This is a genomic window from Flavobacterium sp. (assembly GCF_028689845.1).
GTDB lineage: Bacteria > Bacteroidota > Bacteroidia > Flavobacteriales > Flavobacteriaceae > Flavobacterium.
In genome coordinates this window covers 35652-58384 of record NZ_JAQVCH010000009.1, presented here as the reverse complement: position 1 = coordinate 58384, position 22733 = coordinate 35652, and the positions used below count along the sequence as shown (strand labels likewise).

Annotated in this window: 17 protein-coding genes and 1 pseudogene; 14 read left to right on the top strand and 4 right to left on the bottom strand. The window is 32.5% G+C overall.

What is annotated here, in order from left to right; all coding sequences use genetic code 11:
- Nucleotides 1-243 precede the first annotated feature (243 nt).
- The 6 genes from argS to PHR76_RS05385 all read left to right on the top strand — a co-directional run bounded on the left by argS (nt 244) and on the right by PHR76_RS05385 (nt 8765).
- Nucleotides 244-2022 carry an arginine--tRNA ligase gene (gene argS / locus PHR76_RS05410; RefSeq protein WP_300059336.1) on the top strand — a complete coding sequence of 593 codons (1779 nt, stop codon included), beginning with the start codon at nt 244-246 and terminating at the stop codon, nt 2020-2022.
- Nucleotides 2023-2069: 47 nt separating this feature from the next.
- A complete protein-coding gene (locus tag PHR76_RS05405) occupies nt 2070-3503 on the top strand; it encodes a GDSL-type esterase/lipase family protein (RefSeq protein ID WP_300059334.1) in 1434 nt (477 codons plus the stop codon).
- Nucleotides 3490-4899, top strand: coding sequence for a GDSL-type esterase/lipase family protein (locus tag PHR76_RS05400; RefSeq protein WP_300059333.1), 1410 nt, complete (start codon nt 3490-3492; stop codon nt 4897-4899). Before PHR76_RS05405 ends, PHR76_RS05400 begins: the two co-directional genes overlap by 14 nt.
- Entirely contained in the window at nt 4896-6410 is a 1515-nt protein-coding gene (locus PHR76_RS05395) for an MBOAT family protein (RefSeq protein WP_300059331.1), read from the top strand. Before PHR76_RS05400 ends, PHR76_RS05395 begins: the two co-directional genes overlap by 4 nt.
- 90 nt (nt 6411-6500) lie before the next feature.
- Nucleotides 6501-7838, top strand: a complete 1338-nt coding sequence (ffh, locus tag PHR76_RS05390) for a signal recognition particle protein (RefSeq protein WP_300059329.1) — start codon at nt 6501-6503, stop codon at nt 7836-7838.
- Between the two features lie 30 nt (nt 7839-7868).
- Nucleotides 7869-8765 (top strand): tetrahydrofolate dehydrogenase/cyclohydrolase catalytic domain-containing protein, encoded by an 897-nt coding sequence (locus PHR76_RS05385; RefSeq protein ID WP_300059327.1) that lies wholly within the window; start codon nt 7869-7871, stop codon nt 8763-8765.
- Nucleotides 8766-8775: 10 nt separating this feature from the next.
- Here the strand turns inward: PHR76_RS05385 and rluF are convergent, their stop codons facing one another.
- Entirely contained in the window at nt 8776-9564 is a 789-nt protein-coding gene (gene rluF, locus PHR76_RS05380; RefSeq protein WP_300059325.1) for a 23S rRNA pseudouridine(2604) synthase RluF, read from the bottom strand.
- Nucleotides 9565-9678: 114 nt separating this feature from the next.
- On the opposite strand from rluF, the gene PHR76_RS05375 reads away from it, so the two are divergent.
- Entirely contained in the window at nt 9679-11370 is a 1692-nt protein-coding gene (locus PHR76_RS05375; protein WP_300059323.1) for a S8/S53 family peptidase, read from the top strand.
- Here PHR76_RS05375 and PHR76_RS05370 read toward each other — a convergent pair.
- From PHR76_RS05370 to PHR76_RS05360, 3 genes are read right to left on the bottom strand one after another with little or no spacing between them, the layout of a single operon-like run.
- Nucleotides 11354-12199: an alpha/beta hydrolase gene (locus tag PHR76_RS05370; protein WP_300059321.1), complete on the bottom strand. Its 846-nt coding sequence runs from the start codon at nt 12197-12199 to the stop codon at nt 11354-11356. The genes PHR76_RS05375 and PHR76_RS05370 overlap by 17 nt on opposite strands.
- Nucleotides 12200-12234: 35 nt before the next feature.
- The gene (locus PHR76_RS05365) at nt 12235-13014 is read right to left on the bottom strand and encodes a hypothetical protein (RefSeq protein WP_300059319.1); all 780 of its coding nucleotides are present in this window, start codon (nt 13012-13014) and stop codon (nt 12235-12237) included.
- Between the two features lie 3 nt (nt 13015-13017).
- Nucleotides 13018-14112 carry a Nif3-like dinuclear metal center hexameric protein gene (locus tag PHR76_RS05360; protein WP_300059317.1) on the bottom strand — a complete coding sequence of 365 codons (1095 nt, stop codon included), beginning with the start codon at nt 14110-14112 and terminating at the stop codon, nt 13018-13020.
- 70 nt (nt 14113-14182) lie between these two features.
- On the opposite strand from PHR76_RS05360, the gene lpxK reads away from it, so the two are divergent.
- The 7 genes and pseudogenes from lpxK to PHR76_RS05325 all read left to right on the top strand — a co-directional run bounded on the left by lpxK (nt 14183) and on the right by PHR76_RS05325 (nt 22565).
- Nucleotides 14183-15193, top strand: a complete 1011-nt coding sequence (gene lpxK / locus PHR76_RS05355) for a tetraacyldisaccharide 4'-kinase (RefSeq protein WP_300059315.1) — start codon at nt 14183-14185, stop codon at nt 15191-15193.
- 168 nt (nt 15194-15361) lie between these two features.
- A complete protein-coding gene (locus PHR76_RS05350) occupies nt 15362-16093 on the top strand; it encodes a LytTR family transcriptional regulator DNA-binding domain-containing protein (RefSeq protein ID WP_300059313.1) in 732 nt (243 codons plus the stop codon).
- A 12-nt stretch (nt 16094-16105) separates the two neighbouring features.
- Entirely contained in the window at nt 16106-17992 is a 1887-nt protein-coding gene (locus tag PHR76_RS05345) for a histidine kinase dimerization/phosphoacceptor domain -containing protein (protein ID WP_300059311.1), read from the top strand.
- Between the two features lie 327 nt (nt 17993-18319).
- The gene (locus PHR76_RS05340; RefSeq protein ID WP_300059309.1) at nt 18320-19081 is read left to right on the top strand and encodes a hypothetical protein; all 762 of its coding nucleotides are present in this window, start codon (nt 18320-18322) and stop codon (nt 19079-19081) included.
- 85 nt (nt 19082-19166) lie between these two features.
- On the top strand, nt 19167-19688 hold the full coding sequence (locus tag PHR76_RS05335) for a hypothetical protein (RefSeq protein WP_300059307.1): 522 nt from the start codon (nt 19167-19169) through the stop codon (nt 19686-19688).
- Nucleotides 19689-19721: 33 nt separating this feature from the next.
- Entirely contained in the window at nt 19722-21497 is a 1776-nt protein-coding gene (locus PHR76_RS05330; protein ID WP_300059305.1) for a serine hydrolase, read from the top strand.
- A gap of 16 nt (nt 21498-21513) precedes the next feature.
- Nucleotides 21514-22565: pseudogene (locus PHR76_RS05325) on the top strand (proline iminopeptidase-family hydrolase).
- Nucleotides 22566-22733 lie beyond the last annotated feature (168 nt).

Sequence of the window (22733 nt, the reverse complement as noted above, 5' to 3'; positions counted from 1 at the left end):
GGTAATTAAAGTATTCTTGATTTTGACACAACAAATAAAAGAATTATAATCGATAAAAAGCAAATAAAATCGATGAAATGCACTATTTTAATGTTAAATTAAGTAAAATACTTACAATCGACTATAATAAAACGTGTACTCTTACTATATATACTCCTTTTTTACTCTTTCTTCCTTTAAATATTGACTGATAGATGAATGGTTTTAGAATTTAAAATTATCTTTGCCCTATAAATTATAGAAATGAAGTTAGAAGATTATTTATACCAACCTACTCAAGAAGCTATTCAAACCTTATATGGGATTTCGACGGATAAAATCGAATTTCAATCAACAAGAAAAGATTTTGAAGGGGATATTACGCTCGTTGTATTTCCGTTACTTAAGTTGATTAAAGGAAATCCAGCTGAAATTGGGAATGCTATCGGAAAGTACTTAGTAGAAAAAGTAGCTGAGGTTGAAAAATTTAACGTGGTGGCTGGTTTTCTAAACATCGTGATGACGGATGCCTATTATCTTCATTTCTTTTCAGAGATTAAGAATAATCCAACTTTTGGGTTTTGTCAATCCACAAAAGATTCAAAAGCCATTATGGTGGAATATTCTTCGCCAAACACCAATAAACCACTTCATTTAGGACATATTCGCAATAATCTATTAGGTTTTGCTGTAGCCGAAATTTTGAAAGCAGCCGGGAATAACGTCTATAAAACCCAAATTATTAACGACAGAGGAATTCATATTTGTAAGTCGATGTTGGCGTGGAAAAAATACGGAAACGCTCAAACACCAGAATCCACAGGGTTAAAAGGGGATAAATTAGTTGGAAATTTTTATGTAGCTTTTGATAAGCAATACAAAAGTGAAATAAGTGAATTAATAGCAAAGGGACAAACAGAAGAGGAGGCAAAAAAGATGGCTCCTTCTATTTTAGAAGCACAACAAATGCTTCTCGATTGGGAAGCTGGCAAACCTGAAGTAATCCAATTATGGAAAACTATGAATCAATGGGTTTATGATGGTTTTGAAACAACGTATAAAAATTTAGGGGTTGATTTCGATAGCTATTATTATGAAAGCAATACCTATTTACTTGGAAAAGAAGTTGTTCAATATGGTTTAGAAAAAGGAATTTTCGAAAAAGATTCAGATGGCTCAGTTTGGATTGATTTAACGGAAGACGGATTAGACCGAAAAATCGTACTCCGTTCAGACGGTACTGCGGTTTATATGACGCAAGATATTGGTACGGCAATTCAGCGAGTAAAAGATTTTCCAGATGTAGGCGGAATGGTCTACACCGTTGGAAATGAGCAAGATTATCATTTTAAAGTTTTGTTTTTAATTCTAAAAAAATTAGGTTTTGAATGGGCAGAAAATCTCTATCATTTATCGTATGGGATGGTGGAATTACCTTCTGGAAAAATGAAATCGCGGGAAGGAACGGTAGTCGATGCCGATGATCTAATGGAAGAAATGACACTTACCGCAGCTAAAATTTCACAAGAATTAGGAAAGTTAGATGGTTATTCTGAGGAAGAAAAAGAAAAATTATATAAAATTATTGGACTCGGTGCTTTAAAATATTTTATGTTGAAAGTCGATCCTAAAAAATCGATGCTCTTCAACCCGGAAGAATCGGTTGATTTTGCAGGAAATACAGGGCCTTTCATTCAATATACGTATGCCCGAATTCAATCGATTTTACGCAAAGCAAATTTTGAATTTTCAGAATCAATTACTGCTATTACTTTGCATCCCAAAGAAAAAGAATTATTGAAAAACTTGGCTTTATATCCAACCTTAATTCAACAAGCGGCAACGCAACACAGTCCAGCTTTGGTGGCTAATTACACCTATGATTTAGTAAAAGAATACAATTCTTTTTATCAAGCTGTTCCTATTTTACCTGAATCCGACTTAAACTTGAAGAAATTTCGTGTCCAACTCTCTCAAAAAGTTGGTGAAACCATTCAGTCGGCTTTTGCTTTACTTGGAATTGAAGTGCCAGAGCGAATGTAATTTTAAGTACAGTGAAACAGCAACATTCGTATTTTTTTCAATCTTTTATGGCTATTTTAATAGCTGCGGTTTGCTTTTTAGGCTTGAAAGAAGTCTTACCTAAACTTATTTTTGCTGAAACGAAAGTGCCAACTAAAAATGTGGTTGTGGATAGCTTTCTCTTAGAATCAGTTGCTCAACAGAAAGAAGAAGTAAAAAAGGAACCGGTTGTTGATACTTTTTTTCGAAAAAAAATTGTATTCGAAAAAATGGATGGTATCGTTTATCCGCCCGAAGAATACGAGGAATATAAAGGATTTCAATATTTAATTCCGTTTTTTGAAAAACTATACCAACTCGAAACTAAAAATGATGGTGATGTTCGAATTGCCTATTTTGGTGATTCCATGACGGATGGCGATTTAATCGTACAAGATTTTCGTTATGCGATGCAAGCACAATTTGGCGGACAAGGTGTTGGTTTTGTTTCGATTACGTCTGAATCGGCTAAATCACGGGGTTCTATTTCGCATCAATTTTCTGATAATTGGAAAACCCAGTCGTATTTAAATGTAAAACGACCTTTAAAGCCTTTTGGCGTAAATGGGCATGTGTTTTTTGCAAATGATACGCTTTCAACTACTTGGGTTCAATATAAAGCAGGTTACGGAAAATTCACTTCTCAATTGAATCATCCCACACTTTTTTATGGAAAAACCAAGAACGAAAAGGCTGAACTTGTAGTAAAAATAGGTGCTGATACTTTATACAAAAAATTAAACGGAGAGAAAACATTGAATGCTTTACCTATTTCAAATGTAAACATCAAAAGTTTTAAAGCGAGTTTTAAAGAAGCTGATTCTATTCCGATTTATGGTTTTAATTTTGACGATGGAAAAGGTGTTCACGTTGATAATTTTTCGAATCGAGGCAATTCAGGTTTGCCAATTTCTACTTTTTCTACCACCATGATGCGACAATTTCAAGAACGATTGGACTATGATTTAATTATCCTTCATTATGGAACCAATGTTTTAAATTACGGAACCTATAACTATGATTGGTACGAAAAAAGTATGACAAAAGTAGTTAATCATCTCAAAGAATGTTTCCCAGGTGTAACTATTCTAGTCATTTCTTCGGCAGATAAAGCAACCAAATATGAATTAGAAATGAAAACCGATTCGGCTGTCGTTCCTTTAACGAATGCCCAACGCAAATATGCAGTTCAAGCAAAGGCAGGTTATTTCAATTTGTATAAAGCGATGGGCGGCGAAGGTTCTATGGCTTTATGGGCTGAGGAAGATCCGCCATTAGCTAATAAAGATTATACGCATTTTAATTATAAAGGTGCTCAAAAAGTAGCTGGCCTTTTGTATGACCAAATTCAAACTGGTTATGCTCAATATAAACGCATGCGAAGTACTAGAATTGTCGTTCCAAAAAAGACAACGACAGATTCAGTTCAAGCCAAAACGCAACCGATTGATGAAAAACCTTAAAATTGTATGGTGTAGTTGTTTTCTGCTTTTGAGCATTTCTTTATCAGCTCAAACCGATTCACTCTATGTTGAAATTGACACAACCCAAGTTGTGGTTGCTCTAAATATGATTTCAAATAATCAAGCTCTTCAACCTTTTTATCAAAAATTATCCGATTTACAATCGTCAAAAAAAGGAAAAATTAATATAGTGCATCTTGGCGATTCGCATATTCAAGCCGATTTGTTTTCTGGAATGGTTCGTGCAAAATTACAGGAACAATTTGGAAATGCGGGTCGCGGTTTTGTTTTCCCCTATAATTTAGCCAAAACCAATGGTTCGAATGATATTCGGTTTTCGTCCAATCAAAGTTGGGAAAGTCAACGAAACATTTATCCCGATAACGGAAATCCCGTCGGTTTAAGTGGTATTGCTTTATTTACAAAAGCAACTGATTTTGCCATTGAAATACAAGTTCGAAACGCAGCTTACGCCTTTAATAAATTGAAATTGATTACGCCAGAAAATAAGAAATTATTTGAGGTAGCGTTGACTTCCAAAACAATTAAAATTGAATCTGAGATTCCGAAGAACATCTTGCATACGATTAAAAATGGCGAGAGTTTGTCGGTGATTTCTGAAAAATATAATGTTTCAATTTCCGAGATAAAAAGAGAGAATGGCTTAAAATCAACTCAAATTCGAGCAGGTAAGAAATTAAAAATTCCATCTAAAGAAAAAGCTAAAAAAGTAGTTGAACGCTCTGAATTTATTCCTTTGGAAACGGCAACGCATGAAGGTTTTCACGAATTTATCAGCGATTCCTTAGTAAAAAAAATCTATATCATTCCAGCTTTAGAACAAACTGATTTTGCTTTAAACGGATTAGTTTTAGAGAATAATAATCCCGGAATTGTATATCATTCTATTGGAGTTAACGGAGCAAAATGTTCGGATTATTCTAAATACCCCTTGTTTTTTGAACAATTATCCGTTTTGCAACCCGATTTGATAATCATTTCGTTAGGAACAAATGAAAGTTTTGATAAACTAATCACAGCCGATTTTAATCAACAGTTATTGTTAATGATTAATTCGATTTTAGACAAAAATCCAGCGGTAGCTATTTTAGTTACAACGCCACCGCCATCCCAATTTAAACGAAAGTTTCCAAATACATTTGTGGCAGATTATTCCAAACAAATTGTGAGTCAAGCAGAAGAAAAAAATTATGCCGTTTGGGATTTGTTCTCCAATTTTGGCGGGCTTTTCGGTATTAATCAACTAGCAAAGGAAGGCTTAATTGGAAGTGACAGAGTGCATTATACTAAAACAGGTTATGAACGGCAAGGACAATTGTTAACAGAGGCTTTGTTAGAATCGTATAACGAATTTAAAATAAAAGTAAACGAGTGATACCACTTTTCGATAGCAATACTTGGATAAACCAACTGGTAACGAACATCTCTTGGGAGCAAGTTCAAAGTTGGTTTGTGTTTGATGCTCAAAAGCCTATTTTGTTTAATAGTGCTTTGTTTCTTGGTATGTTTTTGGTGTTTTATTTGATTTATATTTTAATTCAAAAAACACATCGACTTCGCATTGCTTACGTAGTCGCTTTTTCACTTTTTTTTTACTATAAATCCAGCGGAATCTTCTTTTTACTCATTATTTTTTCCTCTGTTTTAGATTATGTAATCGCCAAATTGATCTATGAAGAAAAAAGCAATTTTTATAGAAAATTCTATCTCGTAGTTAGTCTGGTTGCTAATTTGGGCTTATTAGGTTATTTTAAGTACACTAATTTTTTTATTGATAATACCAATTTGATTTTTGATGAGAAGTTCAAATTCCAAGATATTATTCTTCCTGTCGGTATTTCGTTTTATACTTTTCAAACCTTAAGTTATACGATAGACGTGTATAGAAAAGAATTGAAACCCACTAAAAGTTTCATGGATTTTCTGTTTTTCGTTTCCTTTTTTCCGCAATTGGTGGCAGGTCCAATTGTACGAGCAAGTGATTTTATTCCGCAAATTTATCAGCGACTAAAATTAACCAAAGAGGAATTTAATGTTGCTTTGTTTTTAATAATGGGTGGTCTTTTAAAAAAAGCAGTCATTTCAGATTATATTTCTATCAATTTTGTCGATCGGGTTTTTGATGCTCCGATGAGTTATACACCTTTTGAAAACTGGATGGCTTCGTATGGCTATGCTATTCAAATATATTGTGATTTTTCAGGTTATTCAGATATGGCAATTGGTTTGGCTTTGCTCATGGGATTCTGGCTTCCTGCCAATTTTAGAACACCGTATCAATCGGCATCGATTACCGAGTTTTGGCGACGTTGGCATATTTCACTTTCTACATGGTTGCGTGATTATTTATACATTTCGCTTGGTGGAAATAGAAAAGGAAAAGTGAGAACCTATATCAATTTATTTTTGACGATGTTACTCGGTGGATTATGGCACGGAGCTTCATGGAAATTTGTTTTTTGGGGAACCTTACATGGTTTAGCTCTCGCTTTTGAACGCTTTTTCGGAAATCTAATCAAATTACCTAAAAACGTATTTGTAAAAAGCATACAAATCATATTGACTTTTCATTTTGTGACATTTTGTTGGTTGTTTTTTAGAGCGAGAGACTTTACTACCGCTTTTCAAATTATAGAAAATATTGGAAATCTTACATTTAATCTGCATCAATGGTGGATTGTGATACAAGCTTATCAAAACGTATTCATTCTTTTAGCAATTGGTTTTTGTTGGCATTTTCTTCCAAATAGAGTTATTCAGCTACTTCAAAAGTCATTTGATGCCACACCACTCGTTGTGAAAGCAATTATTTTGGCCTTTTTCTTTTGGATTGTTTATGCAACTTCTTCTGCGGGACCACAACCGTTTATTTATTTTCAGTTTTAAAAATTTACTTTTTAAAATTAGCTAAAATCATTTTTTGATGCTGCATCGGATTATATTATCTTTGCCTTTCAATTCTAGAAAACACAAATTATGTTCAGTAATTTAAGCGATAAACTCGACAAAGCCTTTCATATCTTAAAAGGACACGGTAAAATTACCGAAGTTAACGTAGCAGAAACTTTAAAAGAAGTTCGTCGAGCCTTATTGGATGCCGATGTCAATTTTAAAATTGCTAAAGAATTTACCAATGCAGTCAAAGAAAAAGCGATTGGTCAAAACGTTTTAACTTCGTTACAACCTGGTCAATTGATGGTGAAATTGGTCAAAGATGAATTGACCGAATTAATGGGTGGTTCAGAAGTTGGTATTAATTTATCAGGAACGCCTTCCATCATTTTGATGTCTGGACTTCAGGGTTCTGGTAAAACAACGTTCTCTGGAAAGTTAGCTAATTTTTTAAAAACTAAAAAAGGAAAAAAACCGCTTTTAGTTGCTTGTGATATTTATCGTCCAGCGGCAATTAATCAATTGCACGTTGTGGGTGATCAAATTGGTGTCGAAGTCTATTCGGAGCCAGAAAATAAAAATGCAGTTGATATTGCTCAAAATGCCATTAAATATGCCAAAGCAAATGGCTTTAATGTCGTCATTGTCGATACCGCTGGTCGTTTGGCAATCGATGAGCAAATGATGAATGAAATTGCCAATGTGCATAAAGCGATACAGCCACAAGAAACTCTTTTTGTAGTCGATGCGATGACGGGACAAGACGCGGTAAATACAGCCAAAGCTTTTAATGAACGATTGAATTTTGATGGTGTAATTTTAACGAAATTAGATGGTGATACCCGTGGTGGAGCAGCGATTTCGATTAAATCAGTTGTCAATAAACCTATTAAATTTATTGGAACAGGCGAAAAGATGGAAGCCATTGATGTGTTCTATCCTGCTCGTATGGCCGATCGAATTTTAGGAATGGGTGACGTAATTTCCTTAGTAGAACGAGCTCAAGAACAATATGATGAAGAGGAAGCTCGTAAAATGCAAAAGAAAATTGCGAAAAACGAATTCGGTTTTGATGATTTCCTTTCTCAAATTCAGCAGATTAAGAAAATGGGTAACATGAAAGACTTAGTCGGAATGATTCCTGGGGCTGGTAAAGCCTTAAAAGATGTGGAGATTGAAGACGATGCTTTTAAACATATTGAAGCTATAATTCACTCGATGACACCATTAGAACGTTCAAAACCTACTGTCATTGACGGAAAACGAAAAATACGAATTGCAAAAGGCTCTGGTACAAAAGTGGAACAAGTAAATCAACTCATGAAACAGTTTGACCAAATGAGCAAAATGATGAAAATGATGCAAGGTGGAGGAGGTAAAAACCTCATGCGAATGATGGGCGGTATGAAAGGAATGAATTAAAAATAAGACTTAAACCTGAAATAGCAAATAATGGAACTACTAGACGGAAAAAAAATCTCGGAGGACATTAAAAACGAAATCGCTGCTGAAGTTCAAAAAATGAAAGACAACGGCGAAAAAGTCCCACATTTGGCTGCAATTATTGTGGGAAATGATGGAGCGAGTTTGACCTATGTAGGAAGCAAAGTAAAATCGTGTGAACGAGTGGGTTTTGAAAGTACTTTAATAAAACTGCCAAGTACCACTTCTGAAACCGAGTTGCTTAAAAAAATTAAAGAATTAAATGAAGATGACAACATTGACGGATTTATAGTTCAGTTGCCGTTGCCAAAACAAATCGATACACAACACGTGATTATGTCTATTAATCCAAGTAAGGATGTAGACGGATTTCATCCAGAGAATTTTGGAAAAATGGCGTTGGATATGAGTACGTTTATTCCAGCAACTCCATTTGGAATTCTAGAATTATTAGAACGTTATGGTGTAGAAACACAAGGAAAACATACTGTTGTTATTGGAAGAAGTCATATTGTAGGGCGTCCGATGAGCATTTTGATGGGACGAAAAGGTTTTCCCGGAAATTCAACCGTAACCTTAACCCATAGTTATACTAAAAATATTGCTCAAATTACAACCCAAGCAGACATTATCATAACCGCTTTAGGTGTGCCTAATTATTTAAAAGCAGAAATGATTAAAGATGATGCCGTGGTAATTGATGTGGGAATTACACGCGTTTTAGATGAAACTTGCGAAAAAGGATACCGCATTACTGGTGATGTTGATTTTGAAAACGTAAGTAAAAAAGCATCCTTTATCACTCCAGTTCCAGGAGGAGTAGGACCAATGACGATTGCGATGTTACTAAAAAATACACTTTTAGCGAGAGAACAACAACGAATGAGAGAATTAGCTAAAAAATAGCAGTAGTAAATTACTGTCTTTTAAATGGTTTCAATTTCGGAGCCATTTTTTTTGTTTCTAATTTTGGCAAACTGGCTTCTTCCGTTTTAATAGATGGCTCAATCAATTGATTTAATTCTGTAATCTCAGATTCGGTTAAATCGCGGTAACGACCCAACGGAATATCCAATGAAATGTTGATAATCCGAATGCGTTTTAAGGCTACCACCTCATATTCTAAGTATTCACACATTCTTCTAATTTGACGATTTAATCCTTGCGTCAAGATAATTTTAAAGGAATTTTTATTCAAGGGTTCTACCTTACATTTTTTGGTTACCGTATCCAAAATTGGCACACCACTACTCATCTTTTTTAAGAACGTATCGGTGATAACTTTATCAACAGTTACGATATATTCTTTATCGTGGTTATTTCGAGCACGTAAAATTTTGTTCACAATATCCCCATCATTTGTCATAAAAATCAATCCTTCACTGGCTTTATCCAAACGGCCAATAGGGAAAATACGTTCCGGATAATTGATGTAATCAATAATATTATTTCGTACACTTCGGTTGGTTGTACATTCAATTCCAGCAGGTTTGTTAAAGGCCAAGTAAATTGGTTTTTCTCTCTTTTCTCGTATGAGCTTCCCGTCCACGCGAATTTCATCGGTTTCAAAAATTTTTGTTCCCATTTCTGGGACAATTCCGTTGATGGTGACGCGACCTTCTCCAATTAATTTATCGGCTTCTCGTCGTGAGCAAAATCCTGTCTCGGATAAAAATTTATTGATGCGTTTTCCTACTTCTTCCATACTGCAAAAGTAATTTTTATTTTACGGATTTCAAATGAATTGTTTTTTTAATTACTTTTGATTAATATTCTCGTATCTTTTAAAATTACTAATACTCAGTTGTTTACTGCCAAGATGAAAAAGCTAGTTTTATTTTTTGTGTTACTTTTTTCTATTGTTTTTCACGGTCAATCTCGTAAAAATCAATTTCAGTTAAATTCTAAAGGTGAGAAACACGATTTACATGTTTCATTTCAGGCTCCTTTTGAGATAACAGATAAAGCTGCTTTGCTAATTCAATTCCCGCAACTAATTGAATTAGTAAAAGAATTTCAATTGGATTTTGAAAAAACAATTCATTTTTCAGAGGATAAATGGTTAGAAATGGAGAAAAATGCGATTCTAAATAAAGGAGAGGCAACTTCTGTTATAGGGTTAAAAAACATTTTTAAAATTATAGTAGATAATCCAACGAACGAAAAATTACTGAATTTAGCAGCTGCTTTTGAGAAATTGGAAAAGGTGAATTACGCGAGTTTAATTTCCTTAACACCGATAAAGCCTCCTTTTGATATCGCTCCAGTGACACCTAATTTTCAACCAAATCAAACCTATATAGGGCCAAATCCAGGTTTAAATATGCAATATGCTTGGGATTTAGGAATAAAAGGAAACGGTATTCGTGTGCGTGATGTAGAATATGGATTCAATAAAAACCACGAAGATTTAAACGAAGTGAATGCTTTTGTGGCAGAAGGAATGACGATTTCTTCCGCAGCAACAACCGAGTATACCGAGCATGGAACACCCGTTTTTGGAATCATTATGGCCGATGGAGGTTCGTACGGAATTACAGGATTGGCACATGAAGTGACAGAAATGGTTTTGTTTCCAGAATGGCAACAGTCGGGTTATAATCGAATATTTGCGGTCAATCAATCCATTCAAAACTCAACGCTCGGTGATGTTATTCTTTTTGAGATGCAAGAAGATGGACCAGTATCCGGTTATACTGATTATGTGCCTGCAGAATATAATAATGTTATCTGGGATTTAACGAAAGCAGCTACCGATGCAGGAATTGTGATTGTTGCAGCGGCAGGTAATGGAAATCAAGATTTAGATGGAAATTTATATTTATCCTATTTAAATCGAGGAAATAGTGGTGCAATATTAGTTGGAGCGGGCACACCCGATATAAACCATAACCGATTTTATCAAAGTGGGTGGTGGGGAAGCACCTATGGCACTAGAGTTGATGTGCAAGGTTGGGCACAAAATGTATTTGCTTGTGGTTATGGTGATTTTGTGATGGTAGGAGACGATTTTAATCAAGGCTATACCAATTTTTCTGGAACAAGTTCGGCAACTCCTTTAGTGGCTGCTTGTGCCATTGTCATGCAGTCGTATTATAAAACCTTAACGGGAAATTATCTGTCTGGGCCAGCATTACGAAGTATTTTAAAAGAAACCGGAATTGCTCAAGGAACAGGAGTAGCAGGAAATATCGGACCATTGCCAAATATGGAAGCAGCTATTCAACGGATTTATGATGAGTATGTCTTAGGTTTAACTTCTCAAAACAAAACAGAATTTAGCGTTTTTCCAAATCCAGTTCAAGACCAATTGAGATTTTTATTGTCGGAGAATTTTTCAACAACTGCCTCGTTGGAAATTATAAATAGTCTGGGACAAAAGGTTTTTCAAAATCCAATGCCTTCTACATTGCAATTGGACATTTCTTTTTTGTCAAATGGTATTTATTTTGTAAAAGTAACCGATGGGAATCAATCCACTACCAAGAAAATTATCAAGACTGCACGATAAAATTTTCAATTTTTTGATATAAAGCAGGATCGTGCATACTGTGACCAAAACCATTGGTTTCAATAAAAATTGAATCTTTCCAACCTTTAGCAATTTTCTGACTTTCTTCATAAAGAACGACTTCATCGGCTACATCGTGTGAAATAATGCCGCGTACTTGGAGTGTTTTTGCTAATTTTTCGCCTACAAATGCAGCTGAATTGGTTTTGAAACGCTCCAGAAAATAGGCATCTAATAAAGGTATAATTTTGGAATTTAATCCTAATAACTTTGCGTAATTACTGAGCAAAATTCCTAAATCAGCTGGAGCACCAAGTAAAACCATTTTTTTGATAGATAAAGTAGAATAACGATTTTGAAAATACAAACAGGCAGAGCCGCCAATTGAATGACCAATCATCACTTGAGGTTTACTTTTTTTTACCACTTCATGTATAAAAGCGGCATAATTTGGAACGCTAAATTCTTTGCCTTCGGCCAAACCATGAGCAGGAGCATCGAGTGCTATAATTGTACTTCCTGTTTTTTGCAGATAGGGGAAAAGCGGCTCCCAACGAGCGGCATTACTCTCCCAGCCATGAACTAATAAAATTTTGGTAGCATTGCCTTGCCAAGTATAAATCGGAAATTGTTGGTTGTCTAAAATCATGACTTCTCGTTCGGCATTTTTTAAAAGCGAAGGCAAATTATGCTCAAGGAGTTTTCCTTCACGGGGCTCACTAAAAAAACGATAAGCCAATTGCGTTGCCTTTTTAGGAGAAAGATAACTTAACAAATTGATATAGGCACCAATTGATTTTGTAAGGATGTTTTTGAGCATTGTATTCATAAAAAAACCCCGATTTTATTCGGGGTTTAGATTAATTATATAGTTGCAAAAATGCTTTCCATTTTTTCTTTTTCCTCAGTGGCTAAAACGTTGTCAACCAAAATTCTTCCGCTATGCTCATCGGTTAAGATTTTTTTGCGAGCGGCAATTTCCACTTGTGTTTGTGGAGGAATCGTGAAGAAAGAACCAGCAGAAGCTCCTCTTTCAATCGAAACGACAGCTAAACCATTTCTAACACTTGTTCTAATACGCGTGTAAGCAGCTAATAATCGGCTTTCGATTTTGTCTGCATACTCTTTAGATAACTTTGTTAAGTATTCTTCTTCTTTTTGCGTTTCAGCCATAATATCACCTAATTCAGCTTTTTTGTGTTCTAAATGCGATTGTTTAGCATTAAAACGTTCTTGCGAATCGGCAACTTGTTGTTTTTTATATTCAACAGAAGCTTTCATTTCTTTAATGTGCTTCTCATTCAATTGAATTTCTAATTCTTGGTATTCAATTTCTTTGGTTAGCGAATTAAATTCTCTGTTGTTACGAACATTTTTTTGTTGTTCTGTATATTTTTTGATGCCTTCTTTGTGGGCTTCAATAGCATTTTTTTTGCCCTTGATTTGCTCATCAATTTGTTCTAAATCGGCTTTTAATTTTTCATTACGTGCTTTTAAACCGGCAACTTCATCTTCTAAATCTTGCACTTCAAGTGGCAATTCTCCTCTTACATTTCGGATTTCATCAATTCTTGAGTCGATTAACTGCAAGTCATAGAGTGCTCTTAACTTTTCTTCTACACTCATTTCTTTTACGTTTGTCATAATCTAAAAGTACTTAACTGGATTTGTATTTTGTTCTGATAAAATGATTGCAAAATTAGGCATTTTTTTAATAAGAAATTCAACAATATAGTTTTTTGTGTATCGTTCACTTTCATAATGACCAATATCTGCTAAAAGTAGCTGATTATCAGCTTCATAAAATTGATGGTATTTCAAATCGGCCGTTAGAAAAGCATCGGCCTTCATTTTTTTAGCTTGACTAATCGCAAAACTTCCTGAACCTCCTAAAACAGCAACTTTTTTGATGTTTTTAGCCAAAAAAGCACTGTGACGAATTGCTCCACACTGCATTTTTTCTTTGACCATTTGCAGAAAATCGAGTTCAGAAAGTGCTGTTTCTAATTCGCCAATCATTCCTAATCCAATATTTTGATGTTGATTTTGTAATTCATAAATTTCATACGCCACTTCTTCATAGCAATGGGCTTGAAACATCGCTTTCAGAATTTTTGATTCTAAATGTTTTTCAAACGTAACTTCTAGTTTAATCTCTTCATTTTCAACAAATTCAAAACGTTGTCCAATTTCTGGATTGCTATTTTCATTTCCCATATACGTTCCTAAACCTTTCGAGTTGAAACTGCAATCTTCATAATTTCCGATGTTTCCCGCTCCGGCTTCAAATAAAGCGTTTCGCAGTTGTTCATGGTTTTCTAAAATCGTATAGGTCACTAATTTTCGAATATACTTTTCTTTTGGAACTAAAATTTGTGTGTTTTTTAATCCCAATTGATTACAAATAATTTTATTAACCCCATTTTGATGGTTGTCCAAAGCCGTATGCACCGCAAAAATAGCTATGTGATTTTGGATTGCTTTAATAATGACACGTTCAACATACGTTTTCCCCGTAATTTTTTTTAAACCACTAAATAAAATAGGGTGAAAGCACACAATGAGGTTACATTTTTTTTCGATAGCTTCGTCAATTACATTTTCTAACACATCGTGGCAAACGAGAATTCCGTTTATTTCTTGCTCAATATTACCTGTTAATAATCCCACATTATCAAAATCTTCGGCATAAGCTAAGGGAGCGAGTAATTCAAGTTCTTCTAAGATAGTATTGAGTTTCATAAATAGTGGGTTCTAAAAATCGAATATAGTAATATTTCTTTCAAAGATAAAAAATCCCTACTTTCGTCACATGATTTTCTTGCGAAAAATACTATTTCCGTTTGCTATTTTATATGGTTTCATCACTTCAATTCGAAATTGGTGTTATGATAGTGGTATTTTTAAAGCTGATGTATTTGATATTCCAATTATTGCCGTTGGAAACTTAAGCGTTGGCGGAACTGGAAAAACACCGCAAATTGAATATTTAATTCGATTACTTCAAGATAGCTTTCAAGTTGCCACCTTAAGTAGAGGATACAAACGTAAATCAAAAGGCTTTTTGTTGGCTTCAAAAAAAGATACGCCAGAAACCTTAGGCGATGAACCTTTTCAAATCTACCAAAAATTTCCAAAAATTCAAGTCGCTGTGGATGCCAATCGGAAAAACGGAATCGAAAACTTGCTTGCTCAAAAAAATAAGCCAACTGTCATTCTTTTAGATGATGCTTTTCAACACCGAAAAGTCAAAGCAGGTTTATATATTCTTTTGACAGCTTACGATGATTTGTATGTTGATGATTATCTACTTCCAACTGGAAACTTAAGAGAAGCTCGAAGTGGTGCAAAAAGAGCTCACGTAGTGGTGGTGACCAAATGTCCGCCAACTATTTCTAAAGAAGAAATGCTACAACTACAATTAAAATTGCGTTTAAATAAAAGTCAAGAGCTTTACTTTAGTACGATTGCTTATGATGATTCGGTTTACTCGGAGGAATTGACTTTAAAAGTTGCTGCTATTGAAAATGAGCCAAAAGTTTTACTTACTGGAATTGCAAAACCAGCTTCTTTTTATCACTATTTAAAAAAAGAAAACGACATTGTGTTAACTTTTCCAGATCATCATCATTTTTCATCAACAGATATTGCTGAAATTAAAAGTAAAGTACAAAATAAAATAATTATTACTACCGAAAAAGATTTTGTGCGTTTAAGCGGAATGCTACCAAAAGAACAACTTTTTTATCTTCCTATAAAAAGTTCTTTTGTTGGTAATGGTGATGATTTTGATTCAACCATTTTCAATTTACTTAATAAATAATCGTGGTATAATTTCTTTATGAAAAAGTTTAATATTAGTTGCTTTTTATAGTTAATTATTTTATTAAAAAGTTATTTAATTGGTTATATTTGTTGAGATTAAGTTGTATTTTTTTTTTTATAAAAAACACTTTTTAGATATTGATTATCCGTATACAAATTTCTGCAAATGAATGATAATATTACCATACTAGTGGTTGAAGACGAAATGATTATTGGAGCAAATATTTCATTGCAACTTACAAATCTTGGTTATGAGGTAATTGGAATCATTCCGAGAGGTGAAGAGGTTTTACCTAAAATAAGATTGCAGCAGCCTAAAATTATCCTATTGGATATAAATTTAAAAGGTGATTTAGACGGTATTGAGCTCGCACATCTTATTCAAAAAGAATTCAATATTCCTATAATTTACTTGACTGCAAATTCTGATGAGCATCATTTCAATAGAGCAAAGTTTACCCATCCGTATGCTTTTTTAAGCAAACCTTTTAAAAAAATAGATTTGCAAAGGGCAATTGAACTCGTAATACTTCGTATAGAAGAAGAAAAAAAACAGGATCTTCATGAAACAGAAACATTCGTCATGAGTGATTCGATATTCGTAAGAAGTCATGATAAAATGATTAAAATTAATATCAATGACATTCTTTTTATAGAAGCAGAACGTAATTATTCTAAAATTCATTGCAAAGAAAAGCAACATTTAATTGTGAGTACATTAAAAGATTTAGAAGAAAAGTTGAATGTAAATAACTTAATGAGAATTCACAGATCTTTTATCATTAATATGCAACACATTGATGAAATTGCCTCTACTCATATTGTTATTGCGAAAAAAGCTATTCCTATTACAGCTGAATTGAAAAAACAATTATTACTTCACATCCAAAAAGTATAATTTTAAAAGAAGATGAATAAATTAAAATTGCTTGTATTTTTATTTCTACCTTTTATTATTTATAGTCAAAACTCTAAGATAACAGATTTAGAGAGAAGACTATCATCAGAGAAAAATCAGCTTAAAAAACTGGAAATTCTTTATGAAATGGTTAAAGTTGTTTCTCAAAATGACTTAGAACAAGCATTAGTTTTAGCTCAAAGAGGATCTAAGTTAGCCGATGATTTAAAAGAGAAAAATTGGCAACCAAAGTTTTATGAAATAAAAGGAACAATGCACGCTAACTTACTTCAATTAGATTCAGCAAATTTGTATTTTGACAAAGCAATGAAAGGTCATAAAGCTGTAAAAAATGTAAAAGGGCAAGCAACTACATCTTTCAAATTAGCGTGGATTTTTAAAAAAAATGGCGAATATGAAAAAGCCATGAAAGAGGACATTACTGCATTAAAGTTAATGGAAAGCATTGATGATAAGGCAGGTATTTGTAATGCAATGACAAATGTATCTTGGGACTTAACTAAGCAAAATAGATTGAAAGAAGCATTTATTTATGCTGAAAAAGCGATTAAAATGGCTGAGGATAACAACTTAGTATCTGAGTTTTTTTATGTTTATAATAATGCTGGAGAAGTTGCAATTGCAATGAAAAAAAATCAATTAGCATTAGATTATTTTACTAAAGCTAAAGCCATTGCTAAAGAGCAAAATTTCGGACAAGTATCTTTAGTAGATATTGGAAATAGTCAGGGAAATGCACTTAAAAAATTAGGTAGATATGAGGAAGCTATTCGTTTATATGCAAATTGTTTAAAAATAGCAAGAGAAGCAAATTATCAAAATGGTATTAATACTGTAACAGCTAATTTAGGAGAAATTAATATGTTAATTGGTAATTATAAAGAAGCACTTAAATATCAGTTAGAAACAATTCGATTGCAAGAAATCAATAATGATATTACCAATTTAATTGAAAATTATAATCACCTTAGTACAATTTATAAAAATTTAAATCATTTTGAATCCGCACTTTCCTACAAGCAAAAGGCTTATGATTTAAAAGATAGTATAAATTCTATTGAAAGTGATGCTAAAATGTCGGAGCTTTTGACTAAATACGAAACTCAAAAAAAAGAAGAAACAATTTCATTTCAAGAATCTAAAATAGAACAACAAAAATTAGTACAATACCTAGGAATTGTAGTTGTAGTGCTACTTTTGGGATTGCTTATTTTTGCATATATAAGTTATAAAAATAGAAGTAAAAGTAATCGACTTTTAGCTCAGAAAAATGCAGAAAACGAACTTCTTCTTAGAGAAATTCATCATAGAGTAAAAAATAATCTTGAAATTGTATCGAGTTTGTTAGCATTGCAATCTGCACAAATTGACGACACAGAAACTAAAGCAGCCATGACTGAAGGTCAAAACAGAGTTAATTCCATCGGAATTGTACATCAAAAACTTTATCAAGGAACTAATCTTGGTGCGATAGAAATGAAAGACTATTTTTTAAATTTAGGAGAAAATATTCTTGATACTTTTGGTGCATCACAGAGAATTGATTTAAAATTAGCAATGGATAATCTAGATTTAGACATTGATACTGCTGTTCCTTTAGGGTTAATAGTTAATGAGCTACTTACTAACGCAGTAAAATATGCTTTTCCGAAAAATGAAATCGGGACGATAACCATACAACTTCAAAAGCAAAACCATAATACACTTCAATTAAGAGTTAGCGACAACGGTATAGGAAAATCTGCAACAGTACACGGAACAGGTTTTGGCGGTCAGTTGATTTCGTTGTTGACCCAACAGTTAAATGGAACCATGAAAGAAGAAAACAGAAATGGAACTACATTAGTTTTTGACTTTAAAATTAAAAAGTCTGCATAATTTCTTCGGTAAATAAAAAGCACTCTACGGACACAATTTTGTCTATTTCGTCCTAACTCACTTTATTTTCATAGCAGTTATCAATTACTTAGATGCGTAATTTCTTTTCATCTATTTAATTGATACGATAATTTATTGGAAAAAATTACGCAAATAGAATTTTTGATAATTCTATTTATACAAATCAGTTCTATAAACTAAATCATTAACCAAGTAATATTATAATATATACTAAATAAATACAATTCAACGAGAAGCAAATTAATTATTAATTCAAAATTTTAAAGATTTTTTATTCAAAAACTATTAACTAAAAAAAACAAAATCATGAAAACAAAAAAACGATTATTTAAAAATACTTTGCTTTTGGCGATGTTATTTATGTTTACTACTTCAGTAAGTTTTGCACAAGATGCATTGATTTATGTAGAACAATATTGGGTAAAACCTTCTAAAAGAAATGAGTTTATGACGGCAAGAAAATCAATATTGAATGAATTTGAAAAGCATAAATTTCCCTATTCTTCAAGCTTTTCTTTTCTATCAGACGGTAGCTCAATCTCATTATCTCGAATTAAAAGTTTCGCAGATTTAGACAATAATCCATACAAAGAATTTTCTGAAAAAGTAGGTGTTGCTAAATTTAGTAAAATGAGTGAAGATCATGATAAATGTTTAGATAATATCACGAGATTTATTCTTCATTACAAAGATGATTTGAGTTATAGACCTAAAGGAGAAACTTTTGAAGGACATGATTTTGCAAGAATATATTTTTTATACATAAATCCAGGTGAGGGTAAAAAAGTATATGACAAAATTAAATCAATAAAAGATTCATTTACTAAAAAAGGAGCTATTGCCAATTTTACTATTTATCGAAGTGGAATCGGAACTCCTAACGAATATTATGCAGTTGTATTGAGTGGGAAAGATGAAGCTCATGTTAGTAAGATGTATGAAGATAATGACAAAATTGTTGGAGAAGATGTGAATAAATCTATAGATGAATTATTTATGATGGCTTCAAAAAAGGAAATTTTATATAGTTGGTCAAATGACAACTTGAGTTATAAGGTTAAAAAATAAATTAATCTCATTTAAGTAAATACAAACATGAATAGAATTTTATATTTCTTTTAATTCTATAAATAAATTAAAAAATAATTTTATTATGACAAAATTTTTATATTTTTCGTTCTTCACAACTTTGCTGATTTTAAGCAGTTGTAATAACAGTAACAAAACAACTGTTGAAAACAAAACAACTGAAACAACAGTTGCAAATTATCCTTATACGATTGACAAACCTGATAATTGGGAAACTGGTAGTAAAGAAAATACACAATTGGCATTGACGGCATTAAAAGCTTGGGAAACTGGTAAAATGGACGAAGCAGTAAGTTATTTTGGAGATTCGATTCAAGTACGATTTGATGGAATGGACCAGAAAATGTCTAATGATCAACTAAAAGTTTTTTTCGGTCAGATTTGGAATAGCACATTTAAAATTTCCATGATAGATTGGAAGTCGGTTCAATCTAAAGATAAAAGTAAAGCTTATGTAACTGTTTTTTACAGAGAAAGTTGGAAAGACGAAAAAGGAGTTACAGATTCTATTGATGCCGTCAATGATTTTGTAATAAAAAACGGCAAAATTGTACAATTAGATAATTATTTTAGAAAACTACACTAATGTATATTTAATGATTCAAAAACAATTTAATTTATGAAAAATACAATTTGCCTTTTGCTTTATTTGGTTAGTATAAACATTGGTTTTGCTCAAGATGCTGAAGTTCAAAAGAAGTTGAAAAATTTCGACAAACAGATGGAGCAAGTCATGAAAGACTGGAATATGCCTGGTGTTGGTGTTGGAGTCGTTAAAAACGGCAAACTTGTTTTTATGAAAGGATATGGCTATCGCGATTATGAAAAAAAATTACCAATTACAGGAAATACGCTGTTTCAAATAGCTTCTAATACCAAATTGTTTACGGCTACCGCAGTAGGATTTTTAGTTGATCAAGGAAAATTAGATTGGGATAAACCAATAAAAACTTTTGTGCCATCTATTCAATTTTATAATAATGAATTAAACAATACCATTACTGTTAGAGACATGCTTGCCCATAGAACAGGTGTAACTCGACATGATTTAATATGGTATAAATCAGATTTTAACAGAAGCCAATTGTTTGATAAATTAAAATATTTAGAACCAGCTCAGCCATTACGTCAAGGTTTTTTATACAATAATTTAATGTATGCAGCTTCTGGACATATTATTGATTTAATTGAAGGAAAAAAATGGGAAACTTATGTGCAAGAAAAAATATTGAATCCGTTAAAAATGAATAATACGTTTTTCAGCATTGCAGATATGAAAAAACAACAAGACATTTTTGTTCCATTTAATGAAAAAAGAGATACCAATATACTGTATAAAATTCCTTATTTAGAACAAACTGACGGTTTAGGTCCAGCCGGATCAATGATTTCAAATATTAATGATTTGTCCAATTGGCTTATAGCATTAATGAATAAAGGAAAATTTGATGAAAAACAAATAATTCCAGAAGCCGTTGTCAATGCTACAAAAGCACCATCAATTGCCTTAAATAACTCATTGTTAGAGCAAGGTTTTACCGAAGTGCTTAATCCTTTTTATGGTATGGGAAGACAAACTGCTTCTTATCGAGGACATCAATTGCTATTGCATGGCGGAGATTTTGACGGAATTCACTCGCAAATATCCTATATGCCACAAGACAATATTGGCGTAATTGTTTTTGTAATTGGCGATCATGGTTTTTCGTATAATTCAATTACATATAATATTTATGAGCATTTATTAGGACTTTCTATAACTCCATGGAGCGAAAGAGGTTTAAAAAATAGAGATGCTCGAAAAAAAATAGAAAAAGATGGTAGAAAAAATGCACAACAAGGACAAATAAAAGACACAAAACCATCACATCCTATAAGCGATTATTTGGGAGAATTTGAAGACAAAGCTTACGGAATAATAAGTATTACTCAAAAAGAAAATCAAATGTTTTTTAAATTGAATGCTATTCAGTTGCCATTAAATCATTTTCATTACGACCGTTTTGATACTACAAATGATGAAGAAGCCGGATTTTTTTCAATAAATTATCAAACCAATCCTCAAGGTGAAATTGACCAATTTTTAATTTCATTAGATGAAGGAGAAGTAACTTTTACAAGAAAATCAGATTCAAGTTTAAGCACACCAGAAATCTTGACCAAATATACCGGAAAATATAAAATAGGAACAACAATTATAAATCTTGTTTTGAAAAACAAAAACCAACTATTTATTCAAGGTTCACCAGATTTAGAGTTAATACCTTATAAACCAAATGTTTTTAAAATAAAAGAATTTGCCGATTTCACCATAGAATTTGTACTAGAAGATGGCAAAGTAACAGCAATGAAACAAAAAGATGGTTCGGGTGAATATGAAATTAAAAAAGAATAATAATAAATAGTATGATATGAAAAATACAATTTACCTTTTGCTTATTTCAATAAATTTATTGATAAGCTGTAACGAGAAAAAAGAAACAGAAACGTTTTCTAAATCAACCTATTTTGATTATTACAATAGTGACGACCCAACTAACTGGCGGAATTAAAATGATTCCAATTACAACTCCAAAAGGAACATTCAAAGTTTGGACAAAACGAGTTGGAAATAACCCAAAAATGAGAGTATTGTTGTTACACGGCGGTCCAGGTGGAACACACGAAGCGTTTGAAGCATTTGATGGCTATTTGCCCAATGAAGATTGAATATATTTATTACGACCAATTGGATTCCCATTACAGTGATAAACCAAACGATTCAACACTTTGGACACTTGAGCATTTTGTAGAAGAAGTAGAACAAGTTAGAAAAGCATTAAACTTAACGAAAGATAATTTTTATCTTCTAGGACATTCTTGGGGTGGAATCTTAGCGGCTGAATATGCGTTGAAATATCAGGATAATCTAAAAGGATTAATCATTTCCAATATGATGATGAGTGCTCCAGCTTATGGAAAATATGCTAACGAAGTTCTTGATCCAAAATTAAAACCTGAAGTTTTAAAAGAAATAAAAGAGTTAGAAGCAAAACATGATTATGCAAATCCAAGGTATAGCGAATTACTGATGACAAACTATTATACCGAACATATTCTGCGAATACCACTCGAAAAATGGCCAGAACCAGCCACTAGAATGTTTACTCATTTAAACTCAAAAATTTATATTTATATGCAAGGTCACAGTGAATTTGGAATGACTGATAAAGCAACTTTAAAAAATTGGGACATAACAGGACAACTAAAAAACATTAAAACACCAACGCTTGTCATCGGAGCAACCTATGATACGATGGATCCAAAACACATGGAATGGGTTGTTAATGAAGTTCAAAACGGACTTTTTTTGCTTTGTCCAAATGGCAGTCATTGTGCTTTGTATGATGATCCAAAAACGTATTTCACAGGATTAATTAAATTTATAAAAGACGTTAACGAAGGAAATTTCGAAAAAAAATAACATTTTAAAAATCAGGGAAGCACCATTAAAAGGTTTAAAAACAATGCTTTAATTTGTTCAGTTTTTAAAACTGATTAATGGTGTTTTTTCTTTTTTACTAAAAAGACTATAACTCTCATTATTTGTTTTACATTTGAAAAATTAAGTGTTTTGAAAAACAAAAAATAA